Here is a 19,779-nt window from a genome sequence, read left to right as displayed (position 1 = left end):
TGCGCTCACCATCGGAGACCCGCATGAAGCCACATGCCTTTGTCGCCATGCCGTTCGGCGTGAAGCCAGACAGCCAAGGCCACGAGATTGATTTTAATCGTGTCTATGCTGAGCTGATCAAGCCGGCACTGGAAGCCGCTGGCTTGGACGTGTTTCGTGCGGATGAAGAGGTACAGGCCGGCGACATCCGCACCGACATGTTCCAGGAACTCCTCATCGCCGACCTCGTCGTGGCGGACCTCACGCTGGACAACCCCAACGTCTGGTACGAGCTGGGCGTGCGCCATGCGCTGCGCGCCCGTGGCGTCGTCCTGATCTGCGGCGGACGAGTGACGACCGCCTTCGACCTCTATACCGATCGCAAGCTCCGCTACAGCATCAAGGACCGTGGGCCGGATCCTGCGACAGTCGAAGCGGACAAGAAGAACCTTGCCGATATGGTCAAAGCGACGATGGAGTCATGGCACGGACGTAAGGTAAGCCCGGTCTATCAACTCATGCCCAACCTTCAGGAACCGGACTGGAAGTTGCTCCGCATCGGCAACGTGCAAGAATTCTGGCAGCAGCACCAAGCATGGGAAGACCGCATCGCCTTGGCGCGAAAAGCGGGGCACATCGGTGATGTCCTGGTCCTTGCAGACGAGGCGCCGATCGCGGCGTTTCGAGCCGAGGCCTGGATCAAGGCCGGCGAGGCCCTGCGCAAGGCCGAACGCTTCGGCTTTGCCTTGGAACAGCTCGAACGAGGCCTGGCGGTCGAGCCGCACAATCTCAAGGGCCTTCGTGAGCAGGGCATCTGCTTGCAGCGGCTCGCCTTGGCCGGTCGCCAAGGCCACTCGTCGGACCGCGCGCGGGCGCACTACCGAAAAATCTTGGAGCTGTATCCGCAAGACCCCGAAACCTGGGCCTTGCTCGGTCGAGTCGATAAGGATGCCTGGATCGCCGCCTGGCGCCGCTCCGGCAACAGCCCGGAGCAGATGCAAGACGAAGCGGCCTACGAAGATGCCCTGCTACGCGCCGCCATCGACAGCTACGCCACCGCCTATCGCCGCAACCCCGGTCACTACTACTCCGGCATCAACGCGCTCACCTTGATGCACCTCCATCGCCACCTCATCATCAAAGATCCGCGCTACGACGGCGAAATGGACACCATGGCCGGGGCCGTCCGATTTGCGGCTGAGGCCGAGCCGGATGAACAGCAGCGATTCTGGTCGAACATGACCCTGGGCGATCTAGAGGTGCTGGTCGGTACGCCGGAGGCGGCGCAGGCCGCTTACAAGGAAGCCCTGGCGAAAAATGACAAGGACTGGTTTGCGCTCAACTCCGGTCGCGCCCAGCTCCAGTTGCTCAAGGATCTGGGTTTCCGGCCGAAGAACGTCGAGGCCGGCATCGCGACCTTCGACCGCGCGTTGCAGAAACTTCAGAAGCCCCAAGACTGGCAACCGCGACAGGTGATCCTCTTCAGCGGCCACATGATCGACGCGCCGGACCGCCCTACCAAGCGGTTCCCCGCCGAGAAGGAGGCGATCGCGGCACAGAACATCGCCGCGGCGTTGGATCAATTGGGCGCCGGACCGGATGATCTCGCACTCGCCCAAGGCGCCAGCGGCGGCGACCTCCTGTTTCTCGAAGCCTGCCGGCAACGAAACGTGCGGCTGCAACTCTTGCTGCCGCTCCCGGAGCCGGAATTCATCCAGCGCTCGATCCTCCCCTCTGTCGACGGCCCCAAGTGGCGTGATCGTTTCTATGCGCTCAAGTCCGACCTGAAGGACGATCCGCGCATCATGCCCGATGAACTCGGCCCGCTACCCAAAGGTGTGAGCCCGTTTGAACGCTGCAATCGGTGGCTGCTCTATACTGCTTTGTCCTACGGCATCGACAAAGTGCGCTTCCTCTGCCTCTGGGACGGCGGCGGAGGCGACGGACCGGGCGGCACGGCCCACATGTACAACGAGGTGAAGCGCAGGACAGGACAGGTGAGGTGGATGGATATTCGATCGATGTGGTGAACATATGTCGCGCATTTTCCTCAGCCATTCCAGCGCCGATGAATTCGAAGCGGTTGCCATCAAGCAATGGCTGATGGACAACGGTTGGGATGACGTCTTTCTCGATATCGATCCCCTGCGCGGGCTGGCGGCAGGCGAGCGTTGGCAGGAAGCCTTGCGCCGCGCCGCCGATCGCTGCGAGGCCGTGTTGTTCGTCGTCTCCCCCGCCTGGGCGAAATCGAAATGGTGCCTGACCGAGTTCCTGCTCGCCAAAAGCTTGCATAAACTCATCTTTGGCATTGTGCTCAAGGACGTCCCAATCGGCGAATTGCCGACCGAGATGACGGCCGAGTGGCAACTCTCTCATCTGACCGGCCAGGGAACGACCGAAACAATTCAATTCACGCATCGGGGCAAACCTGCGGGAATAGCGTTTCTGGCCGACGGGCTCACGCGACTCAGATCCGGACTGCAAGGTGCCGGATTGAAGGCTGACTTCTTCCCCTGGCCACCGAAAGCCGATGAAGCACGCTCTCCATACCGTGGCCTTGAGCCGCTTGATGCGGAAGACGCCGCCGTGTTTTTGGGACGTGATACGGAAATCCTGCAGGGGCTCGACAGGCTTCGCGGCATGCGCGCCGCCGGTGACCAAGGACTCTTCGTCATCCTTGGCGCCTCGGGGGCGGGCAAATCTTCCTTCCTTCGCGCCGGTCTGCTCCCACGGCTGGCCCGCGATGATCGGCACTTCTTCCCGTTGGAAGCCATCCGTCCCGAGCGTAACCCACTGAACGGCGAACGCGGGCTGGCCAGTTCGCTTTCCAAAGCCAATCGCCGACTACAGATTACGCCGGTCAACCCGGGCGAGCTCAAGTCGGCGCTCAATGAAGGACCTGAACGCTTCTCGGCGCTGCTGCGTAACATCCGGAATGCCGTGCAAGCCAGGATCATTGACTTGCCGGATGATGCACCACCTCCAACGATCATTTTGCCGGTTGATCAAGCGGAAGAATTGTTCAGCGCAGATGCCACCGAGGAGACTCACGGATTGCTTGACCTGATCGGCACCGTCCTGCGCAATGCGCTCACGAATCAGTCGGAACGGCACATGCCGATCATCGTCGTCTTTACGATTCGCTCGGACCGTTACGAACGCCTGCAAACCGCCCCTGAGCTCGTCGGTCTGAAGACGGTGCTCTTCGACGCACTCCGGCCCATGCCCCCCGCGCAGTTCAAGGAGGTCATTACCGGCCCGGCGACCCGTGCGCTGGTGAATGGGAAGCAACTGCACGTGCAGCCGGAGCTGGTGAGTCAGTTGCTGAAGGATTGCGCGCAAGGCGGCGACGCCTTGCCGCTGCTCGGCCTCACCATGGCTCGCCTCTATCGAGTCTACGGCACCGATGGCGATCTCCAACTCAAAGAATATCTCGACATGGGCGGGATGGCCGACGTCATCACAACCGAGGCCGAATCCGTTCTCTCGATCGATCCTCATACAAGAAGCGATCAACTGACGTTGCTGCACGCCGCATTCATTCCTTCGCTCGCGACCATCAATACAGAGAACGAGCAACCGATGCGCCGAGTCGCGCGGATGCCCGACCTGCCGAAGGACAGCCGTCCGCTGATTCACGCGCTGATCGACAAACGTCTGTTGCTGAGCGATTTACGCGATGGCGAGCAAATTGTAGAAGTGGCTCATGAGAGCCTGCTGCGTCAATGGAAGGTGCTCGCTGATTGGCTGGACAATGAGCGCGATGATCTGAAAGAGGCCGACCGGCTGGAGCAAGACGCCAAAGCCTGGGTACGGAACGGGAAAAAGGTGGATTGGCTGAGGGAAGGCGAGCGCCTCGACATCGGAGAAGCCCTGGCCGCCAAACCGACCTACCAAAGACGACTTGAGACAGTCCGTGAGTTTCTGCTCGCGGCCCGCCAAAGGGAGGAGCAGCGCCGGGCGGGAGCAGAGCGCCAACGCCAAGCAGAACTCGTGGCGGCACAAGACAAGCAGGCCGCCGCCGAAGCCCTGGCCGCCGAACAACAGCGGGCCACCCAACGCGCACGGGCCGACGCGGCCAGGCTGAAAAAGTTTGGCCAGGTGATCGGTGTCCTCCTCTTTTTCGCCGTGATAGCAGTGGTCGGTTTCTATTTTTCCAACCGAGATGCCGTGGCCGCCAAACAAGATGCCGTTCGTGCTCGCACTAAGGCTCAGGCCAACGAGAAAGATGCCCAAATGGCTCAACACCGTGCGGAAGACTTGCTCGGTTTTCTGCTCGGTGAACAGTTCCTCGAAAAAATCCGGGATGTAGGTCGTAGCTCAATGCTTGAACAAGTGGAGCGCAAGGTGCGGTCGTACGCAAATGATCCAGATCCAAAGATGGCGTTGATGCGAGGCCTAGCCCTGCGCAATGCCGGCGACCTAGAGCGAATGCGCGGCAACACTAAGGAATCTCTTGTTTTTTTTGGACAGGCTCTAGAAGCGATCGAGGGCAGTCCTGAAACTCCTGATCGCGATCGAGAGACCGCGCGAACTCGTGAGCGAATAGGAGAAGTCTTGGTAGAACAAGGGCATGTTTCTCAGGCACTGGAGCGCTACACAACTGCAGTAAAGGATTGGCGTCAGGTGGTCGCCAGCGCTGAGGTTGAAGTGAGTGATTGCACCAGCCTTGCCGACAGTCTGGTGTCGTCCGGGGAACTGAACAGGCGCATGGGCCAGGCGACACTTGCAAGCAGGGATTTAGATCGAGCTCTCACTATTATCACGACTGTGCCGTTTGGACACTGCAGATCGATGGCAAGCGCGGCTGAGTCATATCCGGACGCGAAAGCGCTGGAGGTCCTTAGTCGTGTCATGCTGTTACGAGCGAACATCCTGAACTTCAAGGAGGACTACGAAGGGGCTGTGCGACTGGCGAGCGAGGCGAAAATGCTGAAGCCGGGGTCAACTTCAGCCACGATACAAAAAGCCTCCGCACTCGCGCTGTTGGCCAACAGTAAGGGCGATACGCCTCAGCACGCTTTGCAAGATTACCGTCTAGTTCTGGCCGAGTTCGACGAGCTGCGACGTCGAGATCCGACCAATCGGTTATGGGAACGAGAACAGGCCGCAGTCCAACTCCTGATCGCTGAAGGAATCGTGGCCTGCCGTCAGAACAAAGTCAAAAACTGCAAACCAATGCCTTTACTAGGAGAAGCTGAAATCACAAGCTTACAGGCAACGATCACGCTCCGCGAGTTAACAAAGAGCAACCCCAGCAACGTGTCATGGCAACGAGATCTCGGTTGGGCCCAGCAAGTTCGTGCAAAGGTACTCGCAGCGGAAACTCGCTCAGCCGAGAGCCTGGAAGTACTCCGGGAATCCGAACGTTCCTATAACGCAACTATTCTTGACCGTTCAGATGCGGACTTGGTGTGGTCGCTTGGCTCTACGCTATTGAGCCAAGCCTGGGCGCTAGCGGACCTTAAGAACTGGCCAGAGGCCAAAGCCACTCTACAAAGAGTGGTCACTCTATTTGAACAGTTTGAGAAAGAAAGAGGGGCCCAAGGAGATAATCTGATCATCTTGGGGTATTTGTGGAATGCCAGAACCGAGGAAGTCAAATTCCTCCAAAAAGCGGGAGATAAGAAAGGGGCCGATTTGGCTGAGCAGAAGCGAAAGCGATTGGAAGAACAATACAACAACCTCCATCGCGCGCTCTCTGAACACAACGAGCAAGAAACCACGAAACTCAATGATTCGTATATCGCCAGTGTGAACCAAGGTGCCAAACTGTTTAAGGCGGAGAACTACGCCGCCGCCCTCCACGAGTTCAACGCAGCGGAAGCAGCCATGCGAGAATACATAGGCCTCAAGCCCACCGCTTTCAAAGGATACGACAACCTGCGCAACATCAATGATTGGATTCAACTGACGCAAGAGAAACTTGGTAATCTCAAGGACGCGGCCGCCGCCCGGAATGTAACGGCTGACATGGCATCGCTCTCCACGCTGCTCTATCCTGAGCATGATGCGCAGCCGGTGGACGACAATCTCCGCTTGGCGAGACGCAGAGTCGGCCAATCCTATTACAACAGCAAGCGTTTTGAAGAGGCATTAACCTCTGTGCAGCAGGAAATTGCTGCCGCAGAGACGATTGTGAAAAAAGATCCTCAAAATGCGCAGCATCTGTCCGATCTTAGCAACGCTCATTTTGGGCAGGGCATGGTTCGGAGAGACGGCGACAAAGCCGGATGGGAAGAAGCAATTCGCATAGGCATTGCCTACATGGAGAAGGCCGCCGATGTCGATAAGAAACACCCTCAGTATCTGAACGAATTGGGCATGTATCGAAAATACCTCGCCGATGAATTCGAAGCTGACAGTTTGAACGAAAAGGCCTTGGTGGAGTATCGCCTCGCATTGAAGGCCTATAAAGAAGCAGTTCGTCGTTCCCCTCGTGATGAGACCGCGCTGAAGGGCATTGAAGACCTTGCGAAACTCGAAATTCGGTGAAGAGCCACCCTGTTTGCCGATGAGGGGTGTGGATGACCCTAAGTGAATGAAAAAAACCAATGACCGGCATTCACCAACCACTCTATAAGAAGCGCTGAGACTTCCCCGGAGGCGACATGACCTCAAAATTGGAAGCAAAGCTGACATCCTCCGGCCCCAAGAAAATCCTTGCTCTCGACGGCGGTGGGATTCGCGGCATGATCACTGTCGAGGTGCTGGCTGCAATTGAGGACCTGCTACGCCGGAAGCTTGGCCGCGGTGACGACTTTCGGCTGGCTGACTACTTTGATTTTGTCGCCGGCACCAGTACGGGCGCCATCATCGCGGCCTGTATCTCCGTCGGCATGTCGGTATCTGAGATCCGCACGTTCTACCTCGACAACGGCAAGGAGATGTTTGAGAAAGCATCCCTCATCAAACGCTTTCGCCACAAGTATGGGGATGAGAAACTTACCGAGAAGTTGCAAGGGGTCTTTAGGAAAGACACCACGCTGGGAAGCGACAACCTAAGAACAGTACTGATGATGGTCATGCGGAATGCCACGACCGACTCACCCTGGCCGATTTCGAATAACCCCTTTGCGAAGTACAACCAACGGCGACGCGACGACGGCAGCCTGCGCGATAACTGCAATCTCGATGTTCCTCTGTGGCAACTGATCCGAGCGAGCACGGCTGCCCCGGTCTATTTTCCACCGGAGGTGGTGAAAGTCGGTAGCCAGGAATTCGTCTTTGTCGATGGCGGCATTACCATGTACAACAATCCGGCCTTCCAGGCGTTTCTGATGGCGACGATTGCCCCGTATAAGATGGAGTGGCCGGTAGGCGAAGACCGGCTGCTCGTTGTGTCGATCGGTACCGGTACTAGCCCGCAGGCCAATGCTGACCTGGAACCGGGCGAGATGAACGTGATGTACAACGCGACCTCCATCCCCTCTGCCTTGATGAGTGCGGCGCTGAACGAGCAAGACTTACTCTGCCGGGTATTTGGTCGTTGCCTCGCAGGCGAGGAGCTGGATCGCGAAGTGGGAGACTTGAAGAATGCGAAGGGTCCAGTGGGGCCCGACAAATTGTTCACCTACGTGAGGTACAACGCAGAGCTGACTCTCGAAGGATTGAAGAAGTTAGGCCTTTCGGGGATCAAGCCGGAACACGTGCAGCAGCTTGATTCCGTGCAGCACATCAGCGAGTTACAGCAGGTGGGGCAAGCAATCGCCAAGAGCGTGACACTCGAACACTTCGCGCGATTTGTGTGATCTTGAAATCCTCTCTGGCCAAGTATCGGCCATGAGCCACAAGCCGTAGGCTATGTGCTCTTCGCTTCGTTACAGGCACTTTCCAAATTCGACCTGCCGCCAGGCTTCATAGAGCACCACCGCGACCGAGTTGGAGAGGTTGAGGCTGCGGCTTCCCGGCACCATCGGTACGCGCAGGCACTGCTGTTCAGGGACGCTGCCAAGAATCTCCGCCGGCAATCCACGGCTTTCCGGGCCAAAGACAAACGCATCGCCTTCGATGTAACGAACCAGATCGTACCGCTGTCTGCCCTTCGTGGATACGGCGAAAATTCGGCGCCCTTCCATGCGTGCTAGGCACTCGGCCCACCCCTCGTGCACCGTGATCGAGGCGAATTCGTGATAATCCAGTCCGGCTCGCAGCAACTGTTTGTCTTCCAGCGTAAAGCCCAACGGCTTGACCAGATGCAACGAGGCACCGGTGTTGGCGCAGAGACGGATGATGTTCCCCGTGTTCGGAGGAATTTCCGGCTGGTACAGAATCACGTTAAACATGAAGGCAGGGTCATGGGTGACGGTGAGTGGCCGGCTTCAATGCGCAGCAGCAATCGGCGTAGTGGATCATGACGAAAACCTGGTCCGGAACTCCGGACCAGGCCTGTGCCGTCAGGCAGCGTGAATAGTTAGGACTTGAAGGCCTGCACATCGCCCGACTTGCGGAGCATCTTATTCACTTCGTCCAGATGCAGTTCTTCCCCGACGATCATCTCACGGGCATACTCTTCCAACAACACGGACTTGCCCTCACTCAGTTTCAGCAATTCGTAATATGAGGCAACGGCGGCTTTCTCGTGCTCCAGACTCTCCCGCAGAATATCCCCCACATCATGCTTCTCCGTTTCGAGCAGGGTACCGATCTTCAACGAAGGATGGCCGCCCAATAGAGTCACCAGCTCACCGGCTTTGTGGGCATGGGCCAGACTCTCATCCGCATTGCCCTTCAGCCAGGACACAATCGGGATACGGTTGTACCCGTAGACCATCAGCGCGTAGTGCGTGTACCGAACTACGCCGGCCAACTCATGTTCCATAATTCTGTTGAGAATCGCTACGGCTCGCTGTGTGTCTTGTTCGTTCATCAGAGATCTCCGATCAGGCGACAAACCGCCGCCCTGTAACAGGGTACCTGAGTGGCCGCTAGACGTTGAAACGGAAGTGCATCACGTCGCCGTCCTGCACCACGTACTCCTTCCCTTCCAGTCGCATCTTCCCTTTTTCCTTCGCCCCCGCTTCGCCTTTGCAGGCGATGAAGTCGTTGTAGCCGATCACCTCGGCGCGAATGAAGCCTTTCTCGAAGTCGCCGTGAATCACGCCGGCGGCCTGGGGTGCGGTATCGCCGATGTGAATCGTCCAGGCGCGAACTTCTTTCACGCCGGCGGTAAAGTAGGTTTGCAATCCCAGCAGCTGATAGGCCGCGCGAATCAGACGATTCAGGCCCGGCTCCTTCATCCCGATATCGACGAGGAATTCCTGTTTTTCCTCATCGGAGAGCACCGCAATTTCAGATTCCAGGGCCGCGCAAATCGCCACCACCGGCGCCCCTTCCTGCGCAGCATATTCTTCCACCCGCGTCAGCAGCGGATTATCGGCAAATCCCTTTTCAGCCACGTTGGCCACATACATCACAGGTTTCATCGTCAGCAGGCACAAGGGCTTCAACAAGGCGCGCTGCGCCGGGTCGAGTTTCAGGGTGCGGGCCGGCTTGCCTTCGTTCAAACAGGCGGCCACCTGCACCAGCAATTCCCCCAGTTTCGCGGCGTCTTTGTCGCCGGAACGAACGAGCTTCACGTTCCGCTCCTGCGCCTTCTCCACCGTCGTGAGGTCGGCGAGCGCGAGTTCCGTCACGATGGTCGCAATGTCGGAAATCGGATCGACCTTCCCTGCCACGTGGACAACGTTGTCATCTTCAAAACAGCGCACGACGTTCACAATTCCGTCGGTCTCGCGAATATTGGCCAAAAACTGGTTCCCCAGGCCTTCACCTTTCGACGCGCCGGCCACCAGACCCGCGATATCCACGAATTCGGTCGTCGCATACTGCATCCGCTGCGGCTTGACGATATCGGCCAGCGCCTGCATCCGTGCATCCGGCACTTCCACGATGCCGATATTCGGTTCGATGGTGCAGAACGGATAGTTCTCCGCTGCGATCCCCGACTTGGTCAGCGCATTGAACAGGGTGGATTTGCCCACGTTCGGCAACCCGACGATTCCACATTTCACGCTCATGACGATCCCTTCCTAGTCATCACACTGTTAGTTCGGCCCCGCCGGTTCCAACGCCCTCACGACCGGAGGGGGTGAGCACCGCGGAGGCGCATTCTACGTGTTCCAGGCCGGTCCGGTCCACTCCCGCTTCTCATTCCGGCGAGGCCGGCCTAGGCCTCGACCTTAAGTTTGAGTCCCCAACCGCCGAAAGGTAACCGAGGCAAACCCGCGCCCGGATCGAACGGTGGGCGCTCCCCATTCACTCGGAGAATGCTTCATGACTCGCTCCATCGCCCTCTCCGCCAGCCTGAGCCTGAACCTGCTCCTCCTCGGCATCGCGCTGGTCGGCTGGGTGGCCCCCAACGTTCCCACCGCCTTCAATCCTCACGTGACTGTGCCGACGATTGCCGCATCAGCACGCATTCATCCCCTGGCAGCAGTGATCGGATCCGTCACCGTCGGCGAACTGATCTTCATCGCGCCGGGCGCCTCGGTCCGGGCCGATGAAGGACAGAACATTTATCTGGGGGATCACAGTAACGTGCAGGACGGGGTCGTCATCCATGGGTTGGAGACGTTCGAAGGAGACCATGAGTTGCCGGAGAATGAAGTGCAGGTCGGGGGGAAAAGCTACTCGGTTTATATCGGGAAACGCGTCTCTTTGGCGCATCAGTCGCAAATACACGGGCCGGCCAGGATCGGAGACGATACGTTTGTGGGTATGCAGGCCCTGGTGTTTCGCACCGAACTCGGCGACCGCGTGGTGGTCGAACCGGGTGCGAAGCTGATCGGGGTCAAAGTCGCGTCAGGCCGGTATGTCCCGGCGCTCACCCTCGTGACCACGCAAGAACAAGCCGACGCCCTCCCTCTCATCACTCCAGCCTACCCCTATCGTAATCTCAATGAGGGAGTCGTAACCGTGAATGTGCAGTTGGCCAAGGCAGGGCAGCCGAAACAGATCAGCCTCCAGTCTGACTTGCCATGACACAGCGGAACCGGAAGGCGTTCTCCTCTCGCCGGGCCCTGACGATCCCATTCAAGCGCAAGCGCTTCCGCCGTTATGGGGACATCCAGCCATGTCCCTCCGGCGAGGCAGCCGAAGCAGGTCTCGGCGGCACCGCCGCATCGGGATTGCGGAACAACAAACCGGACGAGTGAATGATCCAGTCGACCAAGTCCCGGTCGTTCCGTTGCACGTGGAACCAAGTCGTCGCCATCAAACCATAGGCGTGCCGGGACAATGCATAGCGGCTGAAATTGCGCATGGTCTCCTCCCGTTTCCAGGTGGCGCCGATGACGCGAAACCCTTCGCTCTGCATCACGGCCATCGAGGGAAAACTCCCCTGCTCGTCGCCGTAGTGCCAGTCACACATTACGATATCCCGTGGAAGCCGATTGCGAAGAACTTTCCCATACCCGGCCGCCATCCCATGCAGATGCTTGGACGAGGCGCCGGGGAACTCCCCCGGATCGAGCAGCATGTCGGCCCACATCCAGGTCTCCACTCCCTTTTGAGTCAGGTAACCGTGAATGCGTTCGACATCCCGGGCAAAGAGATCCGCCGGGACCATGACCTCACCGAACTTCAGCCATTTCGCCACCTGGCCCACCGTCCATCCGAATGCTTCGTCGTGGCCGATATGGATCGCCCGGGGATGCAGGGCGTCGATGAGTTCGTCGAGCAGCTGAAACACAGCCTGATAGACCCCTTCCTTGCGCGGATCGTAGGACACGGCATTGAACATCAAACCGGGATAATGCTTCTGAAAGAACTGCTCCTGATGTGTCAGGAGTTTGACCTCGGGAATCACGTCCAATCCATGCGCACGCGCATAGGCGGCCCAGGAGAGAAACTCGGCTTTGGTCCACGCGCCCTTCACGGGTTTCCACGGGGCATGATCGAGCCGCACGCCATCGGTGAGCACCACCTGCATCGCTGTGAAACCGGCCGCCTGAGCCTGCTTCACATACTCGCGCGCACGCTCGAGCGGGACTGTCCCGGTCAGGACGAAGTGCATGATCCGCATCGGCTCCCGACTTGAGCCCGATGACGGTGCTGTCGCCGCATTCCCCGGCAGAACGGCCAGAAGCGCAAGCACTGCCCCGCACAGCGCAGACACAAAACGGGACATTTTTCCTCCTCAATTGAGCAGCAGATCCGTCTTGGCCAGCCCGGGCGGCGCCCCGTCATACGTCGAAGTTTCACTTCGAGGTTGAGGGTCCGGACCTGCCCATGGTGACACAGCCGCAATGCATGTTGCGTAGGAGCGGTGCCATGCGGACCTGATCCCGCAAGACACAGACCGGTCAACGTCGCGCGATGCCGTCCGGATAATACGTTGAGCCAGGCAGGGGCGACAGGGCTTCGTCCACACCGCGCGTGGCCGGTACATGACGATCCCGCAACGCACTCTCACAAAAATCAGGGGGGAAACCTACACGCAGACTTCACGGAGGTCAAGAAAAGCTCTCTGGAATATGCGCAAAAATACTGCGGCTGCCCCATACGTAGAACAAACCACTACGCATATGCAATTTTGCACTACGTATGCATGCCAGTACATCCTACTTATTGATCGATTCGCGCCGACCAGGCCGCCCCAAACCGGTCAGACAGGAAGATTCGTTGCAGTAGGATGGGACGCTTGGGATGGACAGAGCGGGCGTGGTGCGACAAGCGGGAGCGATGGGTCAAGCGGAAGCAATGAGACGCTGGGCCAGTCGATTACGGTACGATACTCAATCACTCGTTTCACTCCATCCCTATTTGGGGGCCGTCAATTCATCCTGCGCCACGTGGCCCGTCATCGACTTCTCCTGAATATTGTGCTGAATCTCCAAGGCGATCACGCGCGCCAGCTGGTCTGCCGAGAGTGAGCCCATAGGCAACCCCTGCGTATACGGGTAAAACGGGTCGTCTGTCGCGGCCGTTCGGTAGGTATTCACCAAAATTGCGGCCGGTTGAACGCGTTGCTCGTGCGCTCCTACTATGACCGCCTTCTCCTCGGGGAGTACCCTGGTCCGAGTGGCCCAATCCCGTTGATCGATTTTTACGAACGCGACATTCCACACCTTCCCATTCAGCAGGCTTCTGACTGCCTTCGGCGTACGTTCCCAGAAAAACGGTTCCCGGACGATGTGCAGCAAGGCCTCACGAATACGAATCTCGTAGAGCTTGGTCGTCGAATCCGGATGAGTCGGCGCGACCAGTGCAGTGCTGCCGACTTCATAGTAAGACTGGCCGGCGAGGCTTCTCTGATCATCCAGCGTTCGCAAGTAGGTGTCGAACAGTTGCTGGAGGATACGTACCCGCTCCTCCCCCGGCAAGGCGGCAATGTCCTGGTCCGGGCGGATCGGCGCCGCCTTCAACATTCGTTCACCTGATACCGTTTTAGGTTTCGGCGCGGTGTCCGCCTTGCTGGCCACCCATTGAAATTCTCTCGCGAGCACCGGAGCCAGCCTATTCGGGTGATGCAGATAGCCCTGCTCCTTCAGCATGGAGGCGCTGACCAGCAGGATGACTCGCCCTGGCTCTTTGGTTCGGGTGACCAGGAACGGAAAGGCTTTGCCTTCGTCGTTCACCACGGTCGTCTCAATTACGACCCTGGCCAGCGCCTCTTTCTTCAAGCTTTCATCCACACGCGGATAATCGGCCCGATGCTGCAAGAGGACGGCCAACGCCTCTCTCACCGTTTCTACCGCGGCGCTCCTGTCTGCCTGAGTCAACCCGATCCCTTCTTCAGAATCGCTTCCTTGTGCCAAGAAAATCTGAAAGGAGGCGCCCGGAATCGAGTACCCCGCTCCCGCCGTGACAGGACTATCGCCATCGGTGTGACTGCTATGTCCTTGATGATTTGCCTGCGTCACCGGCACGAAGAACAGCGCGCCAGCGAGAGTCCCCACACCGATTGCCCATGACGCAAACCGGGACAGGATGATGAGGTGGCCCGATCCGATGAAACGGGCCATCTGACGCAGTATTCTCACGCCCCGAACAGAGGACGCTGTTTCGCTCTGTGGGTCGATCGCTTTCATCCGAAGATCATCCACTTCACCGGGCAGAGACCGTTGGGCACTCAGCCCGCATACCCTTTTGGATTCGTGCGTTGCCAACGCCAGGCATCGGCACACATCTCATTCAATCCGCGAGCGGCCCGCCACCCTAAGGAGTGCAAGGCGTACTTGGGATCGGCATAACAGGACGCCACGTCGCCGGGCCTACGGGGAGCGACTTTGTAAGGAACCGGCTTTCCACTTGCGGCTTCAAACGCCCGCACGATCTCCAACACGCTGTATCCGTTCCCCGTCCCGAGATTCACCGTCAAACATTCTCCCGGGCGTTCCAGCCGATCGAGCGTTTCCAGCGCCTTGAGGTGGCCCAGTGCCAGGTCCACCACATGAATATAATCTCGCACTCCGGTGCCGTCCGGCGTCGAATAATCGTTACCCCACACGTTCAAACATTCCCGCCGGCCCACCGCCACCTGCGCCACGAACGGCAGGAGATTGTTCGGCGTCCCCTGAGGATCCTCTCCGATCAGTCCGCTGGCATGCGCCCCGACAGGATTAAAATAGCGGAGAATGCAGATTCGCCAGGAGGCATCACTCTGCTGGAGATCGCGCAGGATCTCCTCAACCATGAGCTTCGTTCTGCCGTAGGGATTCGTAGCCGACAACGGATGGTCCTCCGTAAGCGGGAGCCGTTGCGGATCGCCGTAGACTGTGGCAGAGGAGCTGAACACCAGCCGCTGCACACCGCACTCCCGCATGGCTTCCAAGAGTCGCAATGACCCGACGACATTGTTGTCATAGTAGGCCATGGGCTGCTGCACCGACTCCCCCACCGCCTTCAGACCGGCAAAATGAATGACTGCCGTCGCCCCGGTTTCACGCAAGGCCGCTACCAGGGCCGCGCGATCCCGGCAATCGCCGCGTATCACGCGAAGAGATTTTCCGGTAATCCGCTCCACACGAGCCAACGCTTCAGGATGGCTGTTGGAAAAATTGTCAAAAACCGTGACCGCACAGCCGGCGTTGAGCAGTTCCACACAGGTGTGTGAACCGATATAGCCGGCACCGCCGGTAACCAGAATCATGAGCATCGCCTCCGATGGAATGTACAGCAGGAATAACCTGGCCCTGACCTACGATACACCGCGGACAAGTTTCCCACAATGACGAACCCGCATTGCGCGCGCTGAATTCATTCACCGACTCATGCCGGCCTCGATCATCCGGGCTAGCACTCCCCTGTCGCACTCCGCTACACTTCATCACATTGATTAGGACACCATATGCGGGACGAACGGACCACGAATTACTACGCCATCCTGGAACTCTCTCCCGGCGCATCAGACGCGGAGATCAAGCGAGCCTGGCATGAACATATGCAGGTCTGGCATCCCGATCGCTTCGTGCATTCGCCGACCCTGCATCGGAAAGCCGAGGCCCGCACGCAGCTGATCAACCAGGCCTATCAGACCCTCAGCGACCCGGCAGCCCGTGCCCGGTACGACGCCGGCAGACAACATCCCTCATCGCCAACACCACCTCCACGCCCCTCACCGGCACCCCGCCCGCAAGCCGCTCCGCGACCGCGCCAGGAACTGCGCGGGCCGCAAACGATGCTGAACGTCACCCGGTTCAGTCATCCCAAAATCATGGTGCCGGCCATCCATATGCTGGTCGACAGCCGCGAACAGCAGCCCTACGAATTCAAGGGACTCGTGCGCATCGCCGGAACGATCACACAGACGCTGCCGGCCGGTGACTATGCGATTGCGGAAGCCCCGGCTATTTTCTGCGTAGAACGCCGTCGCGTAGAGGAGTTCGACACCATCTTCTCCAACCCGTCCGACAATCGCCCGCGCTTTCTCCGTGAGCTCGAACCTCTCCGCGCTTTTCCCCATCGCTTTCTGCTGATCGAAGGGACCATCCAGTACAACCGCGGCGGAGGGCGGCTCGGCCAGTATCACCGAAACGGCCTCGTGGACTTTCTGGATTCCCTGACGGCCAGATTCGGACTGCAGATCATCTATTCAGAGAGTCGCGACGAAGCTGAAGAACGGGTTGCGAACCTGGCGGCCCTGCACTATGCCTATCACCTCGCCGAACAGCAGGGACTCGGTCGCTGCCTCACGGAGAATGACGTCTAGGAGGAAGAAGAGCCTCCTTGCCAGGATACCAGGATGTAAGATATCCTTACTTTGTAGTGAGGGTCCCCCATGTTGACAAAGAAAACATCGAAGAATCAGGTGACATTGCCCAAGAAGGCGTTGCAGGAGATTCCTGAAACCGACTATTTTGATGTCACGGCCAAGGGCGGAGTCCTGATACTGAAGCCGGTAACCATGGCAGAACCGGGCTCGCGCCTCACAGCGGTTCGCCAGAAAATCAAAGAGCTCGGGATTGAGATGAAAGACGTGGATCGCGCCATTGCCTGGGCGAGAGGACGTCGCCGCCGGTGATCCGAGCCGTTCTCGACACGAATGTCGTCGTCTCGGCATTGTTATTCTCTGGGCCCCCATCACGACTTATTTCTGCCTGGCAATCCGGCCGGCTTCGCCCTGTCGTATCCGCTCCTATCCTCGACGAATATATCCGCGTCCTCGCCTATCCAAAATTCATGCTGACGAATACCGAAATACGAGGGCTACTGGAAGAAGAGCTGATCCCCTTCATTGAAACGGTGACTGCGGTCCCAACGAACATTCCCGACTTACGCGACCCGGACGATGCCAAGTTCATTGCCTGCGCGGTGGCGGTCGGCGTCCGATGGCTCGTGAGCGGCGACGACGATCTCCTCAACCTTCATCACGTCGAATCGGTCGACATCCTCTCCGTCACTGCCTGCCTTCAACAACTTAAACGGAGATCCTGATTGGACTGGTAGCCGGAGTGAAGAACCGATGGAATATAGCTTGTTGCTCGGAAGAAGCGCCGATCCTCGAAGTTCCTATCCCACTCGACACCATCGTCATTAGCCATCGACGATTATACTTGCGGCGCGGCACTCGTTGGCTCGTCGATCCTAAGTCGCTTCAACCATTCCCCAGGAGAATGCACGAACGCCTTTGTTGTTCGTACATGTGAGATCATGATGTCGTAGCCATAGGAAATCACTATCGACACCTGCCCAACATCACGAACGCCGGACAAAGACTTGAACATCGCCATGGCAATTTGATCCGCAACTATCTCGAAATTTTCTGGTTTTACCCACATGGACACGCCGATAACAATCCTTGAAGTAGCGGTCTGCCCAATCGTTGATGCGCTGGCCTTGGTTGTGCCCCCCTGCACGGAAACATCGGCATCCGGCACTGCAGACTGAACCACCCGTCGTACCTCAACCAACTGTTTCATGAACTCAGGCTGCTCAGAAGTGTAAGGCATCAACACTACTCCAAGCACTGCAAGACAAAGCCCTCCAGCAATTGCAAAATGGGGATTCCAAATCTCTTCATGAATCTCTGAAGTATTCTCCGCATTCCTCACAAATGTTCCGACCGCTAAGTCGTGAATGGATTGTCTTGTTCGTCGATTACAGCAGTAGAGATACACGCCTGCCACACTGACACCAAAAATCAAGATACTGAGCGCAATGCCCCAAAGTTGCTCATGTTCCCCCGCAGGCACGGGCATTCCATTGAGCGCTACTGGCAACAATAAGATCGTCGCACGGAAAGCTGACCGCGGTAGGCTAATCAGCGCGCCCTTAGCATCTGTGACTTGGATCTTCAGGAGACGTTTGCCGAGAGTCTGCCCCTGTCCAATTTGGCTGTTCAACGTGCCGAAATACACCAATGCAATGGCACCTCCAATGAATCGACCCGTTCGTCCGAGTGCCGCCAACTGATCGAACCACAGGAAACCAAGACAAGCTCCAATCGCTCCAAGCAGGAGTGCGTCCGCTACAGAGGCTCCAATCCGCCGCCAGAATGTAGCGATCTGAGGTGCCAGCACTTCTTCGTTGTCGCAGGGATTTGCCAGAGCTGATGTCATGCCAATTCTCTTCTAAAGAATTTTTTTTGTCAGGCGATTGTTGCCTCACTGGAATCACCTGTCAATTTGATCCGCACATTACGAATACACACTCACCAGTTTCTTTCCCACTACTTATCATCAGCTATCGGCCATCAGCTCCTGTCCCTGCTCTCGTGCTCCCGTCCCCGTCACAATCGCCCCTTTGCTTGGTGGGGTGAAACCCTCGTGCTAGCATTTCACTCCTATGTCACTCTCGACGAGCGTGCACGATCTCCGCACACTGATTCGCTCCTGCCACCCCCTGATCGTCATCGAGACGGTGGAAGAAGAGCGGGTGCTGGCGTTGCTTCAATCCGTGGCGGCGCAGGAACGCATGCCGCTGTTCGAATGGTCGATTACCAGGGGCCTCACCAGGCAGGACGAGGGGCAGAGCATCAATAAGATGACGGCCACCCCTCTGGCGGTCCTTCAACACCTCAACGGACTGACCGTAGAAGCCCTGTTCTGGCTCAAAGATCTTGCGCCACACCTGCAGGATGCCGCCGTGGCCCGCCAGCTGCGGGAAGTGAGTCATCACTTCGGCCGATCTCGTACGACCTGTGTGCTCACCGGCCATCCCATCGTCCTTCCGTCCGACATTGAACAGATTGCGGTCCGGCTCGACCTGCAGCTGCCGGATCGCGCTGAACTGCAGTCCATGCTCCACAGTGTGCTGCAGTCACTCGGTACGAGAACGTCGCCACGCCGCCCCGGCTCCACCACCGTGGTGCAGAGCATGCTTCACTCGCTCGCCGACTCCAAACCGACGCAGGCAACCCCCTCGACACAGGAATCCGACGCCATCCTCCGTGCCCTGCAGGGATTGACGTTGCATCAAGCCCGGCAGGTCATTACGCAATGCCTCGTCGAAGACGGCAGACTGTCTGCTGCCGACGTACAGACCATCCTGAAACGCAAGGTCCAGGCGATCAAGGACGGCGGGTTGTTGGAATATTATCCCCTCGAAGACAACCGGTTCGAATTGGGCGGATTCGTGAATCTGAAATCCTGGCTGGAACGGGCGAAGGTAGGATTCACGGCAGAAGCCAAGGCGCTCAACCTGACGCCGCCGCGCGGCATCATGCTGGTGGGGGTGCCGGGCTGCGGCAAGTCACTCGCGGCAAAAGCCATTGCGCGCGAGTGGCAGCTCCCATTGCTCAAACTCGATGCGGGGCGGCTTTTCGACAAATTCGTCGGCGAATCGGAGAAGAATTTCAGGAAGGCGATCGAGTTGGCCGAATCCCTCTCGCCGATTGTGCTCTGGATCGATGAAATAGAGAAGGCCATGGTGGCCGGCGGCGGGAGCGGAGATGCCGACGCCGGATTGAGCCGCCGGCTCTTCGGCGCCTTTCTCACCTGGCTGCAGGAAAAGAAGCAGGAGGTGTTCGTCGTCGCCACGGCAAACAACCTTGCGTCCCTCCCGCCGGAACTGCTACGCAAAGGACGGTTCGACGAAATCTTCTTCGTGGACTTGCCGGACGACCACGAACGGACCGCCATCTGGAAGATCCACCTTGCGCTCCGCAAACAGGACAGCGCGGGATTCGACCTCGAGAAAGTCGTCAGTGCCAGTGACGGGTTCAGCGGCTCGGAAATCGAGCAGGCGGTGGTCGCCGCACTCTACCGGGCCTTACATTACAAAACCCCGCTGACGACCGAGCTCTTGATTCAAGAATTATCCGGCACCGTGCCGCTCTCGGTCACTCGCCACGAAGACATCGACAAGCTTCGCACCATGGCTCACGGCCGCTTCGTCAACGTGCGGTAAGCGGATTCG

General features: G+C 58.3%; 15 protein-coding genes. 8 read left to right on the top strand and 7 right to left on the bottom strand.

The window, feature by feature from the left end; genetic code table 11:
• Positions 1 to 23 precede the first annotated feature (23 nt).
• The 3 genes from H8K11_04085 (at position 24) to H8K11_04075 (ending at position 7,730) form a co-directional block, all read left to right on the top strand.
• Positions 24 to 2,009 carry a DUF4071 domain-containing protein gene (locus H8K11_04085; protein MCS6262914.1) on the top strand — a complete coding sequence of 662 codons (1,986 nt, stop codon included), beginning with the start codon at positions 24 to 26 and terminating at the stop codon, positions 2,007 to 2,009.
• Positions 2,010 to 2,013: 4 nt separating this feature from the next.
• Positions 2,014 to 6,474, top strand: coding sequence for a toll/interleukin-1 receptor domain-containing protein (locus H8K11_04080; GenBank protein MCS6262913.1), 4,461 nt, complete (start codon positions 2,014 to 2,016; stop codon positions 6,472 to 6,474).
• Between the two features lie 116 nt (positions 6,475 to 6,590).
• The gene (locus H8K11_04075) at positions 6,591 to 7,730 is read left to right on the top strand and encodes a patatin-like phospholipase family protein (protein ID MCS6262912.1); all 1,140 of its coding nucleotides are present in this window, start codon (positions 6,591 to 6,593) and stop codon (positions 7,728 to 7,730) included.
• 69 nt (positions 7,731 to 7,799) lie between these two features.
• Here the strand turns inward: H8K11_04075 and trmL are convergent, their stop codons facing one another.
• From trmL to ychF, 3 genes are all read right to left on the bottom strand, one after another.
• Positions 7,800 to 8,264, bottom strand: coding sequence for a tRNA (uridine(34)/cytosine(34)/5-carboxymethylaminomethyluridine(34)-2'-O)-methyltransferase TrmL (gene trmL / locus H8K11_04070; protein ID MCS6262911.1), 465 nt, complete (start codon positions 8,262 to 8,264; stop codon positions 7,800 to 7,802).
• 128 nt (positions 8,265 to 8,392) lie between these two features.
• Positions 8,393 to 8,848 (bottom strand): bacterioferritin, encoded by a 456-nt coding sequence (locus H8K11_04065; protein MCS6262910.1) that lies wholly within the window; start codon positions 8,846 to 8,848, stop codon positions 8,393 to 8,395.
• Positions 8,849 to 8,906: 58 nt separating this feature from the next.
• Positions 8,907 to 9,998, bottom strand: a complete 1,092-nt coding sequence (gene ychF, locus H8K11_04060) for a redox-regulated ATPase YchF (protein MCS6262909.1) — start codon at positions 9,996 to 9,998, stop codon at positions 8,907 to 8,909.
• A gap of 256 nt (positions 9,999 to 10,254) precedes the next feature.
• Between ychF and H8K11_04055 the strand changes: the two genes are divergently transcribed.
• Positions 10,255 to 10,962 carry a carbonic anhydrase gene (locus tag H8K11_04055; protein ID MCS6262908.1) on the top strand — a complete coding sequence of 236 codons (708 nt, stop codon included), beginning with the start codon at positions 10,255 to 10,257 and terminating at the stop codon, positions 10,960 to 10,962.
• 73 nt (positions 10,963 to 11,035) lie between these two features.
• On the opposite strand, the gene H8K11_04050 is transcribed toward H8K11_04055, so the two are convergent.
• From H8K11_04050 to galE, 3 genes are all read right to left on the bottom strand, one after another.
• The gene (locus H8K11_04050) at positions 11,036 to 12,109 is read right to left on the bottom strand and encodes a family 20 glycosylhydrolase (protein ID MCS6262907.1); all 1,074 of its coding nucleotides are present in this window, start codon (positions 12,107 to 12,109) and stop codon (positions 11,036 to 11,038) included.
• Positions 12,110 to 12,740: 631 nt separating this feature from the next.
• Positions 12,741 to 13,946, bottom strand: a complete 1,206-nt coding sequence (locus H8K11_04045) for a hypothetical protein (GenBank protein MCS6262906.1) — start codon at positions 13,944 to 13,946, stop codon at positions 12,741 to 12,743.
• 107 nt (positions 13,947 to 14,053) lie between these two features.
• The gene (gene galE / locus H8K11_04040; GenBank protein MCS6262905.1) at positions 14,054 to 15,073 is read right to left on the bottom strand and encodes a UDP-glucose 4-epimerase GalE; all 1,020 of its coding nucleotides are present in this window, start codon (positions 15,071 to 15,073) and stop codon (positions 14,054 to 14,056) included.
• Between the two features lie 198 nt (positions 15,074 to 15,271).
• Here galE and H8K11_04035 point away from each other — a divergent pair, with 198 nt between their 5' ends.
• The 3 genes from H8K11_04035 to H8K11_04025 all read left to right on the top strand — a co-directional run bounded on the left by H8K11_04035 (position 15,272) and on the right by H8K11_04025 (position 16,857).
• Complete coding sequence (locus H8K11_04035; GenBank protein MCS6262904.1) at positions 15,272 to 16,132, top strand: DnaJ domain-containing protein; 861 nt, start codon at positions 15,272 to 15,274, stop codon at positions 16,130 to 16,132.
• Positions 16,133 to 16,201: 69 nt separating this feature from the next.
• Entirely contained in the window at positions 16,202 to 16,444 is a 243-nt protein-coding gene (locus H8K11_04030; GenBank protein MCS6262903.1) for an AbrB/MazE/SpoVT family DNA-binding domain-containing protein, read from the top strand.
• Positions 16,441 to 16,857: a putative toxin-antitoxin system toxin component, PIN family gene (locus tag H8K11_04025; protein ID MCS6262902.1), complete on the top strand. Its 417-nt coding sequence runs from the start codon at positions 16,441 to 16,443 to the stop codon at positions 16,855 to 16,857. The genes H8K11_04030 and H8K11_04025 overlap by 4 nt, the downstream gene beginning before the upstream one ends.
• Positions 16,858 to 16,970: 113 nt before the next feature.
• Here the strand turns inward: H8K11_04025 and H8K11_04020 are convergent, their stop codons facing one another.
• On the bottom strand, positions 16,971 to 17,981 hold the full coding sequence (locus H8K11_04020) for an RDD family protein (GenBank protein MCS6262901.1): 1,011 nt from the start codon (positions 17,979 to 17,981) through the stop codon (positions 16,971 to 16,973).
• Positions 17,982 to 18,207: 226 nt separating this feature from the next.
• Here H8K11_04020 and H8K11_04015 point away from each other — a divergent pair, with 226 nt between their 5' ends.
• The gene (locus tag H8K11_04015) at positions 18,208 to 19,770 is read left to right on the top strand and encodes an AAA family ATPase (protein ID MCS6262900.1); all 1,563 of its coding nucleotides are present in this window, start codon (positions 18,208 to 18,210) and stop codon (positions 19,768 to 19,770) included.
• Positions 19,771 to 19,779 lie beyond the last annotated feature (9 nt).

It is taken from the genome of Nitrospira sp., assembly GCA_024998565.1.
In the GTDB taxonomy this organism is placed as follows: Bacteria; Nitrospirota; Nitrospiria; order Nitrospirales; family Nitrospiraceae; genus Nitrospira_A.
Note: the sequence above shows the minus strand (reverse complement) of the source record. Positions and strands in the feature narration are given on the sequence as shown.

What these genes read in the sequence shown, in the direction of transcription:
- ychF (MCS6262909.1), bottom strand. Translation starts at nt 9,998, where the DNA reads ATGAGCGTGAAATGTGGAATCGTCGGGTTGCCGAACGTGGGCAAATCC.
- H8K11_04020 (MCS6262901.1), bottom strand. Translation starts at nt 17,981, where the DNA reads ATGACATCAGCTCTGGCAAATCCCTGCGACAACGAAGAAGTGCTGGCA.
- H8K11_04065 (MCS6262910.1), bottom strand. Translation starts at nt 8,848, where the DNA reads ATGAACGAACAAGACACACAGCGAGCCGTAGCGATTCTCAACAGAATT.
- H8K11_04015 (MCS6262900.1), top strand. Translation starts at nt 18,208, where the DNA reads ATGTCACTCTCGACGAGCGTGCACGATCTCCGCACACTGATTCGCTCC.
- H8K11_04085 (MCS6262914.1), top strand. Translation starts at nt 24, where the DNA reads ATGAAGCCACATGCCTTTGTCGCCATGCCGTTCGGCGTGAAGCCAGAC.
- H8K11_04050 (MCS6262907.1), bottom strand. Translation starts at nt 12,109, where the DNA reads ATGTCCCGTTTTGTGTCTGCGCTGTGCGGGGCAGTGCTTGCGCTTCTG.
- H8K11_04045 (MCS6262906.1), bottom strand. Translation starts at nt 13,946, where the DNA reads ATGGCCCGTTTCATCGGATCGGGCCACCTCATCATCCTGTCCCGGTTT.
- H8K11_04030 (MCS6262903.1), top strand. Translation starts at nt 16,202, where the DNA reads ATGTTGACAAAGAAAACATCGAAGAATCAGGTGACATTGCCCAAGAAG.
- galE (MCS6262905.1), bottom strand. Translation starts at nt 15,073, where the DNA reads ATGATTCTGGTTACCGGCGGTGCCGGCTATATCGGTTCACACACCTGT.
- H8K11_04080 (MCS6262913.1), top strand. Translation starts at nt 2,014, where the DNA reads ATGTCGCGCATTTTCCTCAGCCATTCCAGCGCCGATGAATTCGAAGCG.
- H8K11_04075 (MCS6262912.1), top strand. Translation starts at nt 6,591, where the DNA reads ATGACCTCAAAATTGGAAGCAAAGCTGACATCCTCCGGCCCCAAGAAA.
- H8K11_04035 (MCS6262904.1), top strand. Translation starts at nt 15,272, where the DNA reads ATGCGGGACGAACGGACCACGAATTACTACGCCATCCTGGAACTCTCT.
- trmL (MCS6262911.1), bottom strand. Translation starts at nt 8,264, where the DNA reads ATGTTTAACGTGATTCTGTACCAGCCGGAAATTCCTCCGAACACGGGG.
- H8K11_04055 (MCS6262908.1), top strand. Translation starts at nt 10,255, where the DNA reads ATGACTCGCTCCATCGCCCTCTCCGCCAGCCTGAGCCTGAACCTGCTC.